Source organism: Allobosea sp. BE125 (assembly GCF_031456075.1).
Classification (GTDB): Bacteria; Pseudomonadota; Alphaproteobacteria; order Rhizobiales; family Beijerinckiaceae; genus Allobosea.
Map to the genome: position 1 here is coordinate 1 of NZ_JAVDTY010000011.1, position 16,876 is coordinate 16,876.

Consider the following 16,876-nt stretch of genomic DNA (forward strand, 5'->3'; position numbering starts at 1 on the left):
TCCAAACACGCCTTATCGCGGGGTGGAGCAGCCCGGTAGCTCGTCAGGCTCATAACCTGAAGGTCGTTGGTTCAAATCCAGCCCCCGCAACCAAAATCAGAACATATTCCAGCCGCCCCCAAAGGGCGGCTTTTTGCGTTCAGGGCTCACATCCACGATGGCTTGGCTACATCCGTCCCGGTCGCGCTCCTGACACAACTCGGCGCTCTCCTCCGCCATTGACAGGATGCGCCCGACGCGGCGCGGAAACGGGTGGCTCCCGCCGCCCCGACCGGGAATAATCCACGTCGGCGAGCCGGTTTGAAACCGCGCGCCGCTCGCAACCGCGAGGACAAGAACTGCGAGGACAAGACATGGCTCCCAATCAAGACATGGCTCCCAATCAAGATCTGGCTTCCAATTCAGGCAAGATCCATATCGGCACGGGCGGTTGGGTGTTCGAGCCTTGGCGCGGCGCGTTCTATCCCGACGGCTTGTCGCAGAAGCGCGAGCTCGAATATGCCGGCAGCAAGCTGACCTCGATCGAGATCAACGGCACCTATTACGGCTCGCAGAAGCCTGAGAGCTTTGCCAAATGGCGTGCGGAAACGCCCGACGGCTTCGTCTTCTCCCTCAAGGGTTCGCGCTATATCACCAACCGACGCATCCTCGCGGAAGCGGCGCCCTCGATCGAGAAGTTCATCACCGGCGGCGTGCTCGAGCTGAAGGAGAAGCTCGGGCCGATCAACTGGCAGTTCATGCCGACGAAGCGCTTCGATCCGGCCGATTTCGAGGCTTTCCTGAAGCTCTTGCCGCATCAGGTCGACGGCCAGGCGATCCGGCATGCCGTCGAGGTCCGGCATGACAGCTTCCGCTCGCCCGATTTCATCGCCCTGCTGCGCGAATACAAGGTCGCCGTCGTGGTGGCGGGCGATTCCGATTACACCCAGATCGCGGATGTGACCGCGCCCTTCGTCTATGCCCGGATCATGGGCACGAAGGAGGCGCAGCCGAAGGGCTATTCCGAAAACGATCTCGATGCCTGGGCTAAGCGGGCACGCGACTGGGCCGGTGGCGCGGCGCCGGCGGATCTGCAGGCGGTCGCCTCAGTTGGGCCGGCGGCTGCGCCGCGCGACGTCTTTCTCTATGTCATCAGCGGCGACAAGGTCCGCAATCCCGCCGCCGCAATGGCGCTGATCGAGCGCGTCGGTGCGAAGGACTGACGCTCGGCCTCAGGACGCTTGGCCTCAGGATATTTGGCCTCAGGCGATGTCCTGGCAGACATCGACCCATTGCGCCTGGGTCAGGGCCGCCATCCGCTCCGGATTGATCCGCAGGGCGCTCTGGGGCGAGCCCGCCGCCGGCACGACCTCGTCGAAGGCCTTGAGCGAGAGGTCGCAATAGACCGGCAGCGGCGTCGCCAGGCCGAAGGGGCAGACGCCGCCGACGGGATGGCCGGTGATCGCCACGACCTCCTCGGCCTCGAGCATGCGCGGCTTGCCGCCAAGCGCGGCCTTGACCTTCTTGTTGTCGAGCCTGGCGTCGCCGCGCGCGACGACGAGCACGACGCGCTCGCCGATGCGCAGCGACAAGGTCTTGGCGATACGGGCGGGCTCGACGCCATGCGCCGCCGCCGCGAGCGCGACCGTCGCGCTGCTCTGCGGCGTCTCGATGATGGCGATGTCGGGGGCGTGCTCGGAAAAGAAGGCGCGGACGGAAGCGAGGCTCATCCCATCATCCTACCGAACATCCAGGCGATGACCAGAGCCGCCAGCGCCGGCACGCCGAAGACGACGAGCCCGATCGGCAACTCCTCCATCACGCTGTAGCCGGCGCGATTGACGCCGATCCAGAGATTGACCAGCGCGGCGACGAACCAGAGCGGGATGAACAGCTTGACCGCGAAAGCGATCGGATTGCCCCCGGCGATGCCGAGCCGCGGCGCCAGGAAGAGCAGGAAGCCGAGCAGGGCGAAGCCGCCGGCAATGACCTTGATGGTATGCATGGGCTCAGGCCTCCTTCGGTCGCAGGGACAGTGCTTCCCAGGCCGCGACGAGCACGAGAATGGCGGTCGCCGTGAGGCTGAAGGCCAGCGGCGGCAGAACGCCCGGGAACAGCGCCAGCAGGGCGAGCAGGCCGAGCCCGACCATATGCGAGAGCGGATACCAGCCGGCCGTGACCTTCTTGAACAGCAGATTGCCGAGCAGGTAGAAGCCGGGCCCGCCGATGACGGCAATAGCGACCTTCGCTTCGGTGTGCCCGCCGGGATAGGCCAGCACGAACTCGTCGCCGACGGCGACCAGGATGATGCCGGCGACCAGCAGCAGATGGATATAGGTGTAGGCGATGCGGGCGATCGCGCCTGGATCGTCGGAATGGGCGATCCGTTCGCTGCCGCGCTCGGCGCCGATATGGAAATAGATCCACCACATCGCGATCGAGCTCAGAAAGGCGTTGGCGAAGGCCAGCATGTTGGCCGGGGTGGCGGCGAGCTTCGCCGCGGTCGCGCCGGTCACCAGAATGGATTCCCCGAGCGCGATGATGATGAACAGCGCGCAGCGCTCGGCCAGATGGGCTCCCTCGACATTCCAGTCGCTGGTCGTCGAACGGCCGAGGCCGGGAATGCGGAAGCCGAGCGCGGGGCCGGCATACTCGATAGCCAGCGCCAACGCCCAAAGCCCGAAGCGCGCCTCGCCTTCAGCCAATCCCCCAGTGATCCAGAACAGCCCGGACAAGGCGAGCCAGAGCGTGATGCGCTGAAAATTGCGGAAATTCGCCGGGCTATGGGCTCTCAGGCTCAGCATGGCGAAGATGCTGCGCCCCAGCTGCGTCGCCACATAGGCGCAGGCGAAGATCAGGCCGCGCCCCTCGAACGCTTCCGGCAGGGAGGTCGAGAGAATCAGGCCGGCGAACATCAATGCGAACAGCATCAACCGCACCGGCGTCGTCTCGGGGTCGAGCCAGTTGGTCACCCAGCTCGTATAGACCCAGACCCACCAGACCGCGCCGAGCAGCAGCACCGCCTGGGCGAGGCCGAGCGGCGAAAAATGCTCCAGCAGCGTGTGCGAGATCTGGGTGATCGCGAAGACGAAGACGAGATCGAAGAACAGCTCGACGAACGAGACCTTGTTGTGCTGATGCGCGACGCGTTCGCGCAGCAGCGTCCGTCCCCCTCGGTCCTGCGTCATGCTGCCCTCATCCCCTCGCGGTAGAGTAAGGCCCTGTCGGGGACGACGTCGACCCCCTCGTCGAGAACGCTCCGTCATCCCGGGGCGACCGTAGGTCATCCCGGAATGACGTGGAGCGAGAAGCGGGTGGGCGGCTTCAGTGCCGGAAGTGGCGGTGTCCGGTGAAGACCATGGCGAGGCCGGCCTCATCGGCGGCCTTGATGACCTCGTCATCGCGCAGCGAGCCGCCGGGCTGGATCACCGCGGTCGCGCCGGCTTCGGCTGCCGCCAGCAGGCCGTCGGCGAAGGGGAAGAAGGCGTCGGAGGCGACGACCGAGCCCTTGGCCAGGCTCTCGCTCGAACCCAGCGCCTTGGCGGCCTCGCCGGCCTTCCAGGCCGCGATGCGCGAGGAATCGACCCGGCTCATCTGGCCGGCGCCGATGCCGACGGTCGCGCCGTCCTTGACGTAGACGATGGCGTTCGACTTGACATGCTTGGCGACGCGGAAGGCGAAGCGCAGATCGGCGAGTTCGGCCTCGCTCGGCTGGCGCTTGGTGACGACCTTGAGTTCCATGTCGTCGACGACGGCATTGTCGCGAGCCTGGGCGAGGAAGCCGCCCGAGACGGTGCGCAGGGACAGGCCGGCGGCTCGCGGGTTCGACAAGCCGCCCGTCACCAGCAAGCGCAGGTTCTTCTTCCCGGCGATGACCGCGATCGCCTCCTCATCGGCGTCGGGGGCGATGATCACTTCAGTGAGGATCTTAACGATCTCGCGGGCGGTCGCCCCGTCCAGTTTGCGATTGAAGGCGATGATCCCGCCAAAGGCCGAGACCGGGTCGCAGGCCAGAGCGCGGGCATAGGCCTCGCCGAGCGTGGCGCCGGTCGCGACGCCGCAAGGGTTGGCGTGCTTGATGATGGCGCAGGCGGCCGAGATCGCCGGGTCGAATTCCGAGACGCATTCGAAGGCAGCGTCGGTGTCGTTGATGTTGTTGTAGGAGAGCTGCTTGCCCTGGAGCTGGCGCGCGGTCGCGACACCGGGACGTTGTTCCGGGGTGCGGTAGAACGCCGCCCATTGATGCGGGTTCTCGCCATAGCGCATCGTCTCGGCAAGCGCGCCGCCGAGCGCGCGATAGGCCGGCGCCGTGTCGCCGAGCTCATTGGCGAACCAGTTCGAGATCGCCGCATCATAGGCGCCGGTGCGGGCATAGGCCTTCTGGGCGAGCTTGCGGCGCAGCGTCAGCGTGGTCGCGCCCTTATGCGCCTCAAGGTCACTCAGTACGGCGGCGTAATCGGCCGGCTCGACCACCACAGCGACGTCGTTGTGGTTCTTGGCGGCGGCGCGGATCATCGCCGGACCGCCGATATCGATGTTCTCGATGCAGTCGTCATAGGGTTTGCCGGCCGCAACCGTCGCCTCGAAGGGGTAGAGATTGACGACGAGCAGGTCGATCGGCGCGATGCCGTGGCCGAGCATCGAGGCCTGGTGCTCGGGATGGGAGCGAATGGCGAGCAGGCCGCCATGCACCTTCGGGTGCAGCGTCTTGACGCGCCCGTCCATCATCTCGGGAAAGCCGGTCAGGTCCGAGACATCGGTCACGGGCAGGCCGGCTTCGGCGATCGCCTTGGCGGTGCCGCCGGTCGAGACCAGGGCGATGCCGAGGCGGTGCAGGGCGCGGGCGAAATCGATCAGCCCGCTTTTGTCGGAGACGGAAAGGAGGGCGCGTTCGACGCGGCGAAGCTCTGTCGGCATCTGGGTTGAGTCCGGTGCTGGCTTAAAAACTGTTGCGCGCGAGCTATCATGCTGCAGCGCGCAAAGCAAAGTTCGTCGCCGCTCTCATCTAAAAGTCAGAGCAGGATCAATGCGAAAAACCGGTGCCCACTCTTTCGCATCCTGCTCTAAGGCTCAGGCCTCGGCCGGCGGGTCGAGCGGCAATTCGACCGGAGCCGGCTCGCTGCGGAGGCGGGCGCTGCGCGGCGGGGCGGCGCTGACGCGGCTGAAACGCCAGATGATCTGCGGCGTCGCCACGGCGTCGAAATCGATGCAGAGTTGTTCGGTGCGGCGCCCGCCATCGGCCGAGGCGAGGAAGATGCTCTCCTCGATCGTCACGCGCAGGCCGCCGGCGTCGAAGGCCCAGACCTCGCCGGAGGGCAGCGCCAGCAGCGCGCCCTCGCCCTCGCGGATCAGGCTCGGCTTGACGCCGGGGTGGAGATGGAAGCGCACTACTGCCGGCAGCGTGTCGCGTTCGATGGACAAGGCGATCTCGTCCTCGCCGGTGAGCGATGCGCCGTCCTTGGCGAGCATCAACCGGCGCGTATGCACGGCGCCCAGGCTGCGGCGATAGCCGTCATGGCTTGCGACCCATTCCGGCCCGGCTTGTGTGTCCTGGCGCGCGACCCGCACATCCTGCGGGCCGGCGATGATCCGCCGTTCGCCGAGCACCAGCCCGAAGGTCGCGCTGGAGCGCTCGTCGAGGGTGAGCGTCGAATGCGCCGCGGTGCTGCGCATGGCAAGGCGCAATTCCGGCGGGCCGAAGCGGCTGGTGCCGCAATTGACGACGATGCGCTGGCCGGCGCTGGAGAATTCGAAGGCGAGACAGCCGGCATGCGCCTCGATCGACTGCGCGCCGCGTGGCGCCGCACCGGCATCGACCACGACGATGCTGCGGTCTCCCGACAGCCGGCTGTAGCCGGAATAGGCCGCCTGCTCGATCGGCCGGGCGCGGGCGTCGTCATAGGCGGCAAGGGTCGCCATCAGATCGGGCGGCGTCGTGCCCATGCCGTTGAACAAAGCGAGCGCGCCGTCGCCATGCCGGAACAGCCTGAGATGCGGCATCATCCGCTCGATCGCCATCAGCACGCCGCGCGGCGGCTCCAGCCCGCGCGCCGCGAAGGTCTCGCGCAGCGGCAGGAGATCGAGCAGAAGTTCGATCAATTGCCGGGGATTGCGGCTGAGATGCCCGCCATCGGGCAGAATCTGATGGTCGAGTTCGTCGGAGAGCGCCAGATCATAGCGCCGGCGGCGCGCATCCTGCCCATCCAGGCAGATCGTGGCGAAGGAGACCGCGGTCAGGCATTGCAGCCTGGCCACCCCATCGACCGCGCCGGCCAGGGCCAAAGTCAGCCGGTCGGTCAGGCGCGAGATATGGCGCAGGAAGCGCTCATAGAAGGCGTGGTCGGCGCCTTCGAGCAGCAGCGGCGAATGCGACAGGAAGGAAATCAATCGTCTCGCCGCGACATGGGGACGGCGCGAGACCTCGTTGCGGTCGCGCTTCCTGGCAATGAAATCCTCGACCAAAGCGCGCGCATTGGCGCGTGCGATCGCGGTGTCGGCGGAGCGCATATGACGCAGCCAGCCGAAGCCGTGCAGCGCCTCGGCCCAGGCATCGCTCGGCGGGGCGCTGTCGAAGGGCGATTCGCCATGGGTGCGTAAGGTGCGGCCGGCGAAGGCGTAATAGCCGGAATAGATGTCGCCTGCCGTCGTCGGGTCGGCAGTGCGCAAATCATGCGGCGCAAACAAAAGCCGCGTCGCCGGGGCTCTGCCGAACGGCCAAGCCTTGCGCGCCACGCCGACGAGATGGCCACGGGTCCGCCGCGCCGCCCGTCCGATCGCAGCCCGGGCAAGTCCTCGTCGCTCAGACCAGCCGCTCAATGCCCACGCACGCCCCGTACCCGCGCATGGCGTCCCACCATGCGAATCCCGGCTTCGTCATAGAGCATGATGTTGAAAAGTGGAAACCGGCTTTCGGCCGGCGTCATGCTCTAAGCTTTTGATAAGAGGCGGATTCAGACATCAAATAGAAACGCCAGGCATTTCTATTTGATGTCGTCCCGCTCTCGCCTGATCAGGCGGCATGCGTAAAATCCCGCCCATCCCGACAGACGTGGACCGTCATGTTTCAGCTGGTGCGGCAGGGTCCGCAGATCGCCGTGGCGGTCGATCGCGCCTTCCACACCGCCGATCTCGTCGGCCGTGATGGGCGAGCGCTTGAAATCGGGATTTTCCGCCAGGAAAACCTCGATCTGCTCTTCGCCTTCCTGCGGTTCGAGCGAGCAGGTGCAGTAGATCAGGCGTCCGCCGGGCCTGGTCAGGCGCGCGGCGGCTTCCAGCAGGCGCGCCTGCAGGGCGGCAAGCTTGTCGCGGTCTTCCGGCGTCTTGGTCCAGGCGACGTCGGGATGGCGGCGGATCGTGCCGGTGGCGCTGCAGGGGGCATCGAGCAGGACGGCGTCGAAGGGCTCCGCCTGCCAGAGTGCCGCGTCCTTGGTGACGATCTCGGCGGAGAGCCCGAGCCGCTCCAGATTGGCCCTGAGGCGGCGCAGGCGTGGCCCCGAACGATCGACGGCGGTGACATGGGCTCCTGCCGCGGCGAGCTGGGCGGTCTTGCCGCCAGGCGCGGCGCAGAGATCGGCGATGCGCTCGCCGGGCCTTGGCGCCAGCAGGCGAACCGGCAGGGCGGCTGCAGCATCCTGCACCCACCAGGCGCCTTCGTCGAAGCCGGGCAGGCCGGTGATGCTCTGGCGTTCGCGCAGACGGACCGAGCCGGTCGGCAGCAGGAGCCCGTCGAGCTTCTCGGCCCAGCCAGCCGCGTCGTCCTTGACGCTGATGTCGAGCGGCGGTTCGTCGCGATGGCTGGCGGCGATGGTCGCGGCGGTCTCTTCGCCATAGCTCTCGATCCAGCTCTCGGCGAGCCATTCCGGCGTGTCGAGGAAGGGGTCGAGCGCCTCGCTGAGGATGGCGTCGCGTTCGCGGGCAAGCCGGCGCAGCAACGCATTGCCGAGCGAGACATAGCGCGAGGAGCGCGCATCCTCATGGAGATGGCGGATGGCGAGATCGACGGCGGCATGGTCGGGCACGTCGAGGAAGAGGATCTGGGCTGCCGCAGCGACGAGGATCGGCTCGAAGGGGCCCGAATTGCGCGGGCTGCCGCGTTCGAGCCTGGCATTGATCGCGTGCTGGATCGTGCCCAAACGGCGGAAGGCGGTGATCGCGATGGCGCGCGCCAACGCGGCGTCGGCGGCATCGAGCCCGAATGTCGGCGCGAGCCGCTCATAGGTCTCGTCCAGCGCGAGCCGGGCCTTGAGCACCTCGTCGATCAGCGTCGCGGCAAGGCGGCGCGCCGGCAGGCCCGGCACGGATTCGCCTGTCTGCGCCGCGGTCTCGTTCAGTTCCGGGTTCAGATCTGCTTGCTTGACCATGTCAGCCCCAGGGACCGGGTGTGCGGTCGCTGTTCCAGGGGCTCTGGCTGGCCTGGCTGGTGAAGCCGCTGCCGGCGCCGACGCCCATTGTGCCGAGGCCTTTGGCGCGGGCCTGCTCCATCAGTGCGGCGATGCGATTGCCGGTGTCGGGGTGGGTCGAAAACAGGGAATCCATGCCGCGTCCGCTCAGGGGATTGATGATGAACATGTGCGCCGTAGCAGGCTTCGCCTCCGCCGTCTCGTTGGGAATATGCGCGACGCCGCCCGCGATCTTGGCCAGAGCGTCCGCCAGCCAGACCGGATTGCCGGCAATTTCGCCGCCGAGCCGGTCGGCTTCGTATTCGCGCGACCGCGAGATCGCCATCTGGATCACCATGGCGGCAAGCGGCGCGAGCACCGAAATCAGGATCTGGACGATGAGCCCGGGGCGGTTCTCGCGCGAGCCGAAGAACATGCCGAAGGTGGTGAGCGAGGAGATCGCGCCGGCCATGGTCGCGGTGATCGTCATGGTCAGCGTGTCGTGGTTCTTGATGTGGGCGAGCTCATGGGCCATCACGCCGGCCAGCTCCTCATAAGTGAGCGTGCGCAGGATGCCCGCCGTCGCGGCGACGGCGGCGTTCTGCGGGTTGCGGCCGGTGGCGAAGGCGTTGGGCTGGTCCTCCTGGATCAGATAGACGCGCGGCATCGGCATGTTGGCGCGGGCGGCGAGGTCGCGGACCATGCCATAGAGCTCGGGCGCGCTCGCTTCATCGACTTCCTGCGCATTATGGGCGGCGAGCGCCAGCCTGTCGGAATTCCAGTAGCTGAAGAGATTGGTCGCAGCCGCGATGGCGAGCGCCACCAGCATGCCGCCCGGGCCGCCCAGCAGATAGCCGACCACGGCGAAGAGCGCGGTGAGGCCAGCCATCAGCATGAAGGTGCGGACGTAGTTCATCATGGCTCCCTTGCAGATCATGCGGGCCGGAGGCGCTGCGCCCCTCCCGCGATGCGGATTTCCGTCTTATGTGGTGAAGTGGATGCCGATCCTGCAAGAGTTGATGCCGTAAGAGATGATGCCGCCAATGACCGAAAAGCCCGTCGAGCAGCTCCCCTCCGCCGCGCAGGAAGCCGCGCCTGCCAAGCCGCTTTCGCCGGCGGCGCAGCGCGCCCTTACGGAGGCGCAGGCGCGGCGCGCCGAGATCGACGCCCACGCGGCCGAGGTCGCCAAGGACAAGGAGATCAATGGCCGCGGCGGTCTGGAGCCGGCGCGCTACAATGATTGGGAGGTGAAGGGGATCGCGAGTGATTTCTGAGGATGCGCCAGAACGCATCCTCGGTGACGCGTAGTTGCCAATTCGCGCTGCTGCGGCCAAAGACGAAGTCCATATGTCACGGATTTCTCGGATGAACAGCGACGACAAGCGCCTCGCCGCGTTGCGGCGGCTTTTGACCGAGGCGCATCAGAAACTCGGGCTCAAGCTCGGCTTCCGGCTCTGGGACGGCTCGCATGTGCCGGCCGACTGGCCGCAGAGCGGGCTGGGCATCGCCATCCGCGACCCCGGCGTCGTCGCCGCGCTGCTGCGCAAGCCCAAGCTCGACACGCTTTTGAACCTCCACGTCACCGACCGGATTTCGCTGCTCAACGGCTCGATCTTCGATCTCGCCGCTGCGCGGCCGGAGGGCAAGGTCGGCAGGCTGGCGCGCGGCATTTCGAAGACGGCCGCCTTCGATGTGGTCCGCCGCTTCCTGTTTGCGCCGGGCGAAGCACCGAGCGCCGTGGCCCATATCAAGGGCGACGAGATCGCCCGCGATGGCGCGCCCGCCACCAACAAGGCCAATATCGCCTATCACTACGACGTCTCGAACGCCTTCTACCGGCTCTTCCTCGATGAGGAGATGGTCTACACCTGCGCTTATTTCACGGAGGATCATGGCGATCTCGACCGCGCCCAGCGCGACAAGCTCGATATGATCTGCCGCAAGCTGCGGCTGAAACCCGGCGACCGTCTCCTCGATATCGGCTGCGGCTGGGGCGCGCTGATCTGCCATGCCGCGCAGCATTACGGCGTCGAGGCGCATGGCGTGACGCTGGCCGAGGAGCAACTGGCCCTGGCGCGCGAGAAGGTGGCGCGGCTCGGCCTCGAGGGGAAGGTCACGCTCCATCTCAAGGATTTCACCCAGATGGAGGGCGAGTTCGACAAGATCTCGTCGATCGGCATGTTCGAGCATGTCGGCATCGCCAACCACCCGGCCTATTTCAAGGCGGTGAACCGGCTCTTGCGCCCGCGCGGCTTATATCTGCACCACACGATCTCGCGCCGTGCCAAGAAGACCGAGAAGGCCTTCAACAAGATGCCGGCGGAATACCGCGCTCTGGTGCGCTACATCTTCCCCGGCGGCGAGCTCGACCATCTCGGCATGTCGATCGCCAATCTCGAGCGAAACGGCTTCGAGGTGCATGATGTCGAGGGTTGGCGCGAGCATTACCAGCGCACGACGCGGCTCTGGTGGGAGCGGCTGGAAGCTCGCAAGGCCGAGGCCGAGGCCGAGATCGGCCCCGAGCGCACCCGGATGTGGCTGCTTTATCTCGCCGGCTGCTCGCTGGCGTTCGAGCGCGGCGGCGCGCTGGTCAACCAGACGCTGGTCTCCAAGCGCCGCAAGGGCGCCTCGGGCCTGCCGCTGACACGTGAGGATCTGTATTCGCGGGCAGGCTGAGATCATGGCCGGTCTTGAGATCATGGCCGGTCTTGGGCCGGCCATCTCCCCGTCGCTTGTCTCGTCGTGAATTGGCCGGCTCGAGGCCGGCCGCGACGCGCCCGGCGCGTTATTTCTTCACGAAGAGATCCAGCTTTCCGTAATGCTCGGCCAGCAGGTAGTAGAAGGTCAGTCGCGACTTGGTCTTGTCGGCCTTCATATGCTCGCATGCCGCCTTGATCGAGGCGTCGAGATCGGCGGTCTTCAGGCCGAGCTTCTTCTTCAGGAAATTCTCGCGAACGCGATCCAGCTCGGCGGGGTCGGAGCAGGCGACGTAGCGCGTGTCGGCCTTGCCCATGACGAGGGCGTAGGATTTCGACATTCCGGCAAACGCCGCCTCATTCAGCGGCTTCTTGGCGAATTTCTTGACGTCAGCGAGATGATCCATCTGTAGCCCCTTGTGAGCCCGGCGCTTGCGCGCTTGGCGTGTGTCTGATGTCGAGCGGGCAAACGTTAACGCGCTTTTTTGTCGCAGGCGAGGGCCGAAAAAGCCGTGACGGGGCTTTTTCCATGTTGCGCCGCATCAATCATGGGCCTCTCGTTCTGCGTGGGCGATATGTCCGTTGTCGCTCCAGGACGGGTTGAGGTGCGGCTCCCGGAATGCTGCGATGCAATGCGAATGAACTGGAGATTGCAGACCGATGAAGCCGACGATCCTGATGGCGCCGCGCATGCCCGCGCGCCTCGTCGAGCGCTTGCAGGAGCGTTATGTGCTGCTGGGCCCGATGGAGCGTTCCACGCCTGACGCCCTGCCGGAGGGCGCCGAGGCCGCGCAGGCGCTGCTCACCATGGGATCGCTGAAGACCGACGCCGCGCTGATCAATGCGCTGCCGAAGCTCGGACTGATCTCCTGCTACGGCACCGGCATCGAGGGCGTGGACCAGGCCTGTGCGAGGGCGCGCGGCATCAAGCTGTGCAATGCCGCCGACGCCAATGCGACGAGCGTCGCCGAATTCGCCATGGGTCTGCTGCTGGCCTCCGCCCGCCAGATCGGCGCCGCCGAGCGTTTCGTGCGGGCCGGGCGCTGGCAGGGCAATTCGGTCGAGCGCATGCCCAATGTGCCGGGTTTGGCGGGGCGCAAGCTCGGGATCTACGGGCTGGGAGCCATCGGCGCCCGCATCGCCAGCCGCGCGGCCGCCTTCGACATGACGATCGGCTATCACAACCGCTCGCCGCGGCCGGAGCTGCCCTATCTCTATCACGATAGCCTGCTCGGGCTCGCGGACTGGGCCGATGTGCTGATCGTGGCGGTGCGCGCCAGCATCGAGACCCGCCACGCCATCAATACGCAGGTGCTGCGCGCGCTCGGACCGGAGGGCCATCTCATCAACATCTCGCGCGGCATTGCGGTCGATGAGGAGGCCTTGTGCGAGGCCCTGGAGACGAAGCTGATCGCGGGTGCGGCGCTGGATGTCTACGAGCACGAGCCGCAGGTGCCCGAGCGGCTCAAGCTGCTCGAGAACGTCGTGCTGACGCCGCATATCGCCGCCAATGCGGAATCGGCGCAGCTTGCCCAGCAGGATCTGCTGGTCGGCAATCTGGAGGCCTATTTCGCGGGCAAGCCGCTGCTCTCGCCGGTCGCGCTGTAAGAGCCAAGAGCAGGTTTGGACATATGAGCCCTCATCCTGAGGAGCCGCGTAGCGGCGTCTCGAAGGATGCTCCAGATAGTTCGGGAGCCTCCTGAAGCATCCTTCGAGACACGCTCCTGCGGAGCGCTCCTCAGGATGAGGGCTCGCGGAGTTGCCTAATGGTCTCTAAGGCGCCTGGGAGCAGTGCTCCCAGTTTTGGGGATCTACGGCAGGACGACGACCGGCGTGCCCATGCGGACGCGCTGGTAGAGATCGACGACATCCTCATTATGCATGCGAAAGCAGCCATAGGAGGCGAAGGTGCCGATCGTCCTGGGCATATTGGTGCCGTGGATCGCATATTCGCCGCCCGGCCCGAGCCCGATGACGCGCGCCCCCATCGGGTTGCGCGGCGAGCCGCCGGGGATGACGTCGGGCAGGTTCGGGTTGTCGCGCTTGACCGAGGCGGGCGGGCTCCAGGCCGGATCGACCTGCAATTCCTCGACATATTTGACGCCGCGCCATTGCTTGCCGGCCTTGCCGACGGCAATCTGGTAGCGGATCGCGGTGCCCGGCGCGTTGACGAAATAGAGCCGGCGCTCGGCCGTGCGGATCACGATCGTGCCGGGCAGGTAGCGCGCATCGGGCGCCTCGACGAGCTCGCGCGCCAGCGCCGGCCGGCTGGCGAAGGCGATGAAGAGCAGCGGCATCGCCGCGGCAAAAAGCAGGGCGATCGGAGTATGGCGTCTGGTCACGATTGAACCTCCCGCAATCCAGGTTGCGGCAGATCTCGCGCGGCGCCGGTGAATCAGCGGTTGAACGATATGGTGAAGCCTGGATTCAGGATGAATCGCGGGTGAATTGCCCGGTTAGCTCCGCAGCGCCTTCATCCGCTCCAGAGCGGCGTCGATGTCGCTTTCCGAGAGCGCCAGGCCGAAGCCGAAACGCAGCACGTCGCCGCGATGGTCGGTGGCGATATCGAGCTTCGCCAATGCGGCCTCAAAGGCGCCGGCGGCGGGTGTCCTGAAGGCCAGGAAATTGCCGTGACCGGCGGGGTCTTGCAGCGGCGTGATGACGGCGTCGCGGGTGAGCCCGGGCAAGTCCAGCGCATCGAGCCCGGCGAGGAAGCGCTGCATCAGGGCAATCGCATGCTCATGGATGCGCGCGGCGTCGAGAGCCTGCGCCTGCATCCAGTCGAGCACGGCGCGCATGCGATAGAGGCCGGAGGGGTCGAAGGTCGCGCCGAGGAAGCGCCCGCCATCGGTGGGGTAGCCGACGGTGCTGCCGGCCGGTGCTGCAAGCGCTCCGAAGGCTGCAAACCAGCCGGTGTCGCGCGGGCGCGGGCCAAAGCCCGGCGGGCAGTGCATGAAGCAACTACCCTCGCCGGCCATGGCGTATTTATAGCCGCCCGCGATGTAGAAGGCGCGCTCAGCGATGGCGGCGAGGTTTGTCGGCAAAGCGAGATAGCCGTGATAGCCGTCGATGGCGATGAAGGTCTCAGGCGAGGGCACGGCATCGACGAGAGCGGCGAGATCGCCGCTGGTCGCGCCGGAATTGAACAGGACCTGGCTGAGATAGATCAGGTCGTGCCCGCCGGCCGCGATCGCCGCCTTGAGCCGCTCATGCAGGCTCGCCAAGGGTTCGGCCGCGACCTCCTCCAGCACGATCAGCCCGTCTTCGGCCAGCCGCGAGAGCTGCCGCCTTGCGGTGTGAAACTCCGCTGCGGTGGTCAAGACGCAGGGCGGCCTAGCCGTGGGCAGGCAGGAGAGCAGGCGGCGCAGGAATTCATGCGTATTGGGCGCAAAGGCGATCGTCGCCGGATCGGGCAAAGCGAGATGCCGGGCGATGCCGGCCTGGACTGCCGGAATGACCTCGCCGAAGACGACATCCCATTTGTCGCCGGCGCGCCCGGCCGCATCCAGCCATGCCATCCCCTGCGCTGCGAAGGTGGCGTCGGGCCAATCATGATGGCTGTGCGCGGCGAGGTTGATGCGTTCAGGAGCAGCGCCGCGAAAGCGCCGGAAATGCTGCGTCCAGTCCCCGGCCCCGGCCATCAGGCCGCCCCGTAGCTGAAGCCCATGCGCCGGCGCAAGGCGTCGGGCAGGGCCGGCAGGTCGCGTGGGCCGAGCAGATAGGTCGAGAGGTGGAAGAGATCGATGAAGATGCGGTGCTTCTCCGCCGTCGCCTTGAGATAGCCGGAGCCCGATGAGCCGCCGGTGCCGGGCCTGACGCCGATCATGCGCTCGACCATCAAGGCATGGCGCAGGCGCCAGAGCGTCAGGCTCTCGTCGATGTCCATCAGCGCCTGCAGCAGCCGGAAGGGCAGTTGCAGCACCGGCATGTCGCGATAGAGCGAGATGAACAGGGCCGCTTCGATGGCGCGGGCCGACATCCGCCAGGTCGATGTCGTGGCGTCGGGCTCGAACAGGGCTCGGAAGCGGGCGAGAGCCTGCTCGATCGCGGCCGCGTCGGCCTGCCGCTGCGGCTCGGGCAAGGCGGGGTCTGCGCTGATGCTGGTGGCGTCGCGCTGCAATGCGGCGACCACTGCGGCCCGGTAGCTCTCGCGAAAGCTGTAGTCGCCCAGCGCCACGAAGGGCGTGCGCGCCAGCCAGGCGTCGAGCTGGGAGAGCAGCGAGGGATTTGTGTCCGCGCTCAGCTTGTCGCGGTCTTCCGGCGCGAGCCGCTCGCGCATGCTCTGCTCGTCGATGCGAATGCGGGCGTCGTCATGCAGGCCGAGCCGCGCCTCGATCAATCGGAACTGCACGGACTGGAAGCCGGAGGCCGGTGTCAGCAGGTCCCTGAACTCGAGGAAGCCCGCCGGCGTCATCGTTTCCAACACGTCGAGCTGCCCGACCAACAGCTTCAGGATCTCGTGGATGCGGCTGAGCCCGGCATTGATGCGGCCGAGATGCTCGTCGGCGACCGCGCCCGCCGCGAAATCGGCCTGGATCCGGTCAAGCTCGTGCAGGATCTGCCGGAACCACAGCTCATAGGCCTGGTGGACGATGATGAAGAGCATCTCGTCATGAGCCGGCGCGCCGGCCTTCAGGCTCTCCGGCTCCTGGCAGGAGAGCAGCCGGTCGACCTGGAGATAGCTGCCATAAGACAGTCTGCGAGCCGTCTCCGACATGATCTCAGTCCCGATTCCAGAGCTCCAATATTTTAAGCTTAAAATGATGGCGCCGCGCGATCAAGGCGGACTCGACGGCGCGAATGCGCCCGCCTCGCGGATTCGTGACAGCCGTCTTGGGCGGCAAGCGACACCCCACCCCGCCCGCTGACAGGTTCTGGCAGCGCCAGGGGCTAGACCTCGCTCAGAGCCGTCTCATGGAACGGGCGCGCCGTCTCGGCGTTGCCTGCAGGAGACGCGAAGCCCGCGAGGATTTGCGATGACTATACGCGCCATGGCCTTGTCCACTCCCACGGCTCCCGTGGCCGATTTCGCGCGCTTCAGCACGCTGCAGGATTGGCGCCGGCAGATCGCCGATGTTTACGCGGAGGTGAGGGCGCTGCCGCCGCAGGCCGGCTGGCAGCGCTGGCGGGCGGCGCGCGACGGACTGTTTCGCGAGCACCCGCAATCGCCTTTGGCGCCGGAGAGGCGAGCCGAATTCACCGGCATCGCCTGCTTTCCCTACGATCCGGCCCTGCGTTTCGAGGTTGGCCTCGTGCCTGCCGTCGATCGCCAGACGATTCCGGTCGAGGCCGGCAAGGATGGGCTGATGACGCTCGTTCCCTATGCGTTGAGCGACGGTTTGGCGGGGCCGCTCGGCCGGGAACTGACGTTGTACTGGATCGCCGGCTATGGCGGCGGCACCTTTCTGCCCTTCGGCGATGCGAGCAATGGCTGCGACACATTCGCCGGTGGCCGCTATTTGCTCGACACGATCAAGAGCGCCGATCTCGGCGCGACGCCGGACGGTCGGCTGATCCTCGATTTCAATTTCGCCTACTACCCGTCCTGTGCCTATTCGGAAGCCTGGGTCTGTCCGCTCTCGCCTCACGAGAACCGTCTTGTCGTGCCGATTCGTGCCGGTGAGCGCGATCGCATCGATTAAATCGGCCCCGAAAGCCGGGGAGGAAGGAGGTTTTCGGAGTTGGTCCTGGAGACGGTGGCAGACCCCGTCGCTCTGTTTCCTGGCGATGATGACGTTAGGGGAGGCTTTGCCAAATTTTGTCTGAAAATGCTCATTTTTTGGAGGTTTTCCAAACAAAAGAAGGCAATTCTGTCTGACCTTG

General features: G+C 66.5%; 16 protein-coding genes and 1 tRNA gene. 6 read left to right on the forward strand and 11 right to left on the reverse strand.

All coding sequences use genetic code 11. From position 1 onward, the window contains the following. Positions 1-16 precede the first annotated feature (16 nt). Positions 17-93, forward strand: a tRNA-Met gene (locus J2Y55_RS22150). A 260-nt stretch (positions 94-353) separates the two neighbouring features. Then, positions 354-1,202, forward strand: coding sequence for a DUF72 domain-containing protein (locus J2Y55_RS22155; protein ID WP_404979005.1), 849 nt, complete (start codon positions 354-356; stop codon positions 1,200-1,202). 39 nt (positions 1,203-1,241) lie between these two features. Here J2Y55_RS22155 and J2Y55_RS22160 read toward each other — a convergent pair whose 3' ends face one another. From J2Y55_RS22160 to htpX, 7 genes are all read right to left on the reverse strand, one after another. Further along, entirely contained in the window at positions 1,242-1,709 is a 468-nt protein-coding gene (locus J2Y55_RS22160; RefSeq protein WP_310158063.1) for a YbaK/EbsC family protein, read from the reverse strand. Further along, positions 1,706-1,984 carry a hypothetical protein gene (locus J2Y55_RS22165; protein ID WP_310158065.1) on the reverse strand — a complete coding sequence of 93 codons (279 nt, stop codon included), beginning with the start codon at positions 1,982-1,984 and terminating at the stop codon, positions 1,706-1,708. Before J2Y55_RS22165 ends, J2Y55_RS22160 begins: the two co-directional genes overlap by 4 nt. Positions 1,985-1,988: 4 nt before the next feature. Beyond that, positions 1,989-3,167, reverse strand: a complete 1,179-nt coding sequence (locus tag J2Y55_RS22170; RefSeq protein ID WP_310158066.1) for a low temperature requirement protein A — start codon at positions 3,165-3,167, stop codon at positions 1,989-1,991. Positions 3,168-3,303: 136 nt separating this feature from the next. Further along, positions 3,304-4,896, reverse strand: coding sequence for a bifunctional phosphoribosylaminoimidazolecarboxamide formyltransferase/IMP cyclohydrolase (gene purH / locus J2Y55_RS22175; RefSeq protein ID WP_310158067.1), 1,593 nt, complete (start codon positions 4,894-4,896; stop codon positions 3,304-3,306). A gap of 153 nt (positions 4,897-5,049) precedes the next feature. Beyond that, positions 5,050-6,795 carry a heparinase II/III family protein gene (locus J2Y55_RS22180; RefSeq protein WP_310158069.1) on the reverse strand — a complete coding sequence of 582 codons (1,746 nt, stop codon included), beginning with the start codon at positions 6,793-6,795 and terminating at the stop codon, positions 5,050-5,052. 164 nt (positions 6,796-6,959) lie between these two features. After that, on the reverse strand, positions 6,960-8,339 hold the full coding sequence (locus tag J2Y55_RS22185) for an RsmB/NOP family class I SAM-dependent RNA methyltransferase (protein WP_310158071.1): 1,380 nt from the start codon (positions 8,337-8,339) through the stop codon (positions 6,960-6,962). Position 8,340: 1 nt separating this feature from the next. Beyond that, on the reverse strand, positions 8,341-9,273 hold the full coding sequence (gene htpX, locus J2Y55_RS22190; protein WP_310158073.1) for a zinc metalloprotease HtpX: 933 nt from the start codon (positions 9,271-9,273) through the stop codon (positions 8,341-8,343). A 127-nt stretch (positions 9,274-9,400) separates the two neighbouring features. Between htpX and J2Y55_RS22195 the strand changes: the two genes are divergently transcribed. After that, on the forward strand, positions 9,401-9,631 hold the full coding sequence (locus J2Y55_RS22195) for a DUF1674 domain-containing protein (RefSeq protein ID WP_310158074.1): 231 nt from the start codon (positions 9,401-9,403) through the stop codon (positions 9,629-9,631). A 91-nt stretch (positions 9,632-9,722) separates the two neighbouring features. Beyond that, the gene (locus tag J2Y55_RS22200) at positions 9,723-11,033 is read left to right on the forward strand and encodes a class I SAM-dependent methyltransferase (protein WP_310158075.1); all 1,311 of its coding nucleotides are present in this window, start codon (positions 9,723-9,725) and stop codon (positions 11,031-11,033) included. Positions 11,034-11,142: 109 nt separating this feature from the next. Here J2Y55_RS22200 and J2Y55_RS22205 read toward each other — a convergent pair whose 3' ends face one another. Next, entirely contained in the window at positions 11,143-11,460 is a 318-nt protein-coding gene (locus J2Y55_RS22205; RefSeq protein WP_069688997.1) for a DUF2853 family protein, read from the reverse strand. A gap of 253 nt (positions 11,461-11,713) precedes the next feature. Between J2Y55_RS22205 and J2Y55_RS22210 the strand changes: the two genes are divergently transcribed. Next, complete coding sequence (locus J2Y55_RS22210) at positions 11,714-12,661, forward strand: 2-hydroxyacid dehydrogenase (protein WP_310158079.1); 948 nt, start codon at positions 11,714-11,716, stop codon at positions 12,659-12,661. A 203-nt stretch (positions 12,662-12,864) separates the two neighbouring features. Here J2Y55_RS22210 and J2Y55_RS22215 read toward each other — a convergent pair whose 3' ends face one another. The 3 genes from J2Y55_RS22215 to J2Y55_RS22225 all read right to left on the reverse strand — a co-directional run bounded on the left by J2Y55_RS22215 (position 12,865) and on the right by J2Y55_RS22225 (position 15,770). After that, a complete protein-coding gene (locus J2Y55_RS22215) occupies positions 12,865-13,350 on the reverse strand; it encodes a L,D-transpeptidase (protein ID WP_310158378.1) in 486 nt (161 codons plus the stop codon). Between the two features lie 159 nt (positions 13,351-13,509). After that, complete coding sequence (locus J2Y55_RS22220) at positions 13,510-14,694, reverse strand: aminotransferase class V-fold PLP-dependent enzyme (RefSeq protein ID WP_310158080.1); 1,185 nt, start codon at positions 14,692-14,694, stop codon at positions 13,510-13,512. Continuing rightward, a complete protein-coding gene (locus J2Y55_RS22225) occupies positions 14,694-15,770 on the reverse strand; it encodes a tryptophan 2,3-dioxygenase family protein (protein ID WP_310158082.1) in 1,077 nt (358 codons plus the stop codon). The genes J2Y55_RS22220 and J2Y55_RS22225 overlap by 1 nt, the downstream gene beginning before the upstream one ends. A 259-nt stretch (positions 15,771-16,029) precedes the next feature. Here J2Y55_RS22225 and J2Y55_RS22230 point away from each other — a divergent pair, with 259 nt between their 5' ends. Continuing rightward, complete coding sequence (locus J2Y55_RS22230; protein WP_310158083.1) at positions 16,030-16,695, forward strand: DUF1684 domain-containing protein; 666 nt, start codon at positions 16,030-16,032, stop codon at positions 16,693-16,695. Positions 16,696-16,876: the final 181 nt, after the last annotated feature.

What these genes read in the sequence shown, in the direction of transcription:
- J2Y55_RS22155 (WP_404979005.1), top strand. Translation starts at nt 354, where the DNA reads ATGGCTCCCAATCAAGACATGGCTCCCAATCAAGATCTGGCTTCCAAT.
- J2Y55_RS22160 (WP_310158063.1), bottom strand. Translation starts at nt 1,709, where the DNA reads ATGAGCCTCGCTTCCGTCCGCGCCTTCTTTTCCGAGCACGCCCCCGAC.
- J2Y55_RS22165 (WP_310158065.1), bottom strand. Translation starts at nt 1,984, where the DNA reads ATGCATACCATCAAGGTCATTGCCGGCGGCTTCGCCCTGCTCGGCTTC.
- J2Y55_RS22170 (WP_310158066.1), bottom strand. Translation starts at nt 3,167, where the DNA reads ATGACGCAGGACCGAGGGGGACGGACGCTGCTGCGCGAACGCGTCGCG.
- purH (WP_310158067.1), bottom strand. Translation starts at nt 4,896, where the DNA reads ATGCCGACAGAGCTTCGCCGCGTCGAACGCGCCCTCCTTTCCGTCTCC.
- J2Y55_RS22185 (WP_310158071.1), bottom strand. Translation starts at nt 8,339, where the DNA reads ATGGTCAAGCAAGCAGATCTGAACCCGGAACTGAACGAGACCGCGGCG.
- htpX (WP_310158073.1), bottom strand. Translation starts at nt 9,273, where the DNA reads ATGAACTACGTCCGCACCTTCATGCTGATGGCTGGCCTCACCGCGCTC.
- J2Y55_RS22195 (WP_310158074.1), top strand. Translation starts at nt 9,401, where the DNA reads ATGACCGAAAAGCCCGTCGAGCAGCTCCCCTCCGCCGCGCAGGAAGCC.
- J2Y55_RS22200 (WP_310158075.1), top strand. Translation starts at nt 9,723, where the DNA reads ATGAACAGCGACGACAAGCGCCTCGCCGCGTTGCGGCGGCTTTTGACC.
- J2Y55_RS22205 (WP_069688997.1), bottom strand. Translation starts at nt 11,460, where the DNA reads ATGGATCATCTCGCTGACGTCAAGAAATTCGCCAAGAAGCCGCTGAAT.
- J2Y55_RS22210 (WP_310158079.1), top strand. Translation starts at nt 11,714, where the DNA reads ATGAAGCCGACGATCCTGATGGCGCCGCGCATGCCCGCGCGCCTCGTC.
- J2Y55_RS22215 (WP_310158378.1), bottom strand. Translation starts at nt 13,350, where the DNA reads ATGCCGCTGCTCTTCATCGCCTTCGCCAGCCGGCCGGCGCTGGCGCGC.
- J2Y55_RS22220 (WP_310158080.1), bottom strand. Translation starts at nt 14,694, where the DNA reads ATGGCCGGGGCCGGGGACTGGACGCAGCATTTCCGGCGCTTTCGCGGC.
- J2Y55_RS22225 (WP_310158082.1), bottom strand. Translation starts at nt 15,770, where the DNA reads ATGTCGGAGACGGCTCGCAGACTGTCTTATGGCAGCTATCTCCAGGTC.
- J2Y55_RS22230 (WP_310158083.1), top strand. Translation starts at nt 16,030, where the DNA reads ATGACTATACGCGCCATGGCCTTGTCCACTCCCACGGCTCCCGTGGCC.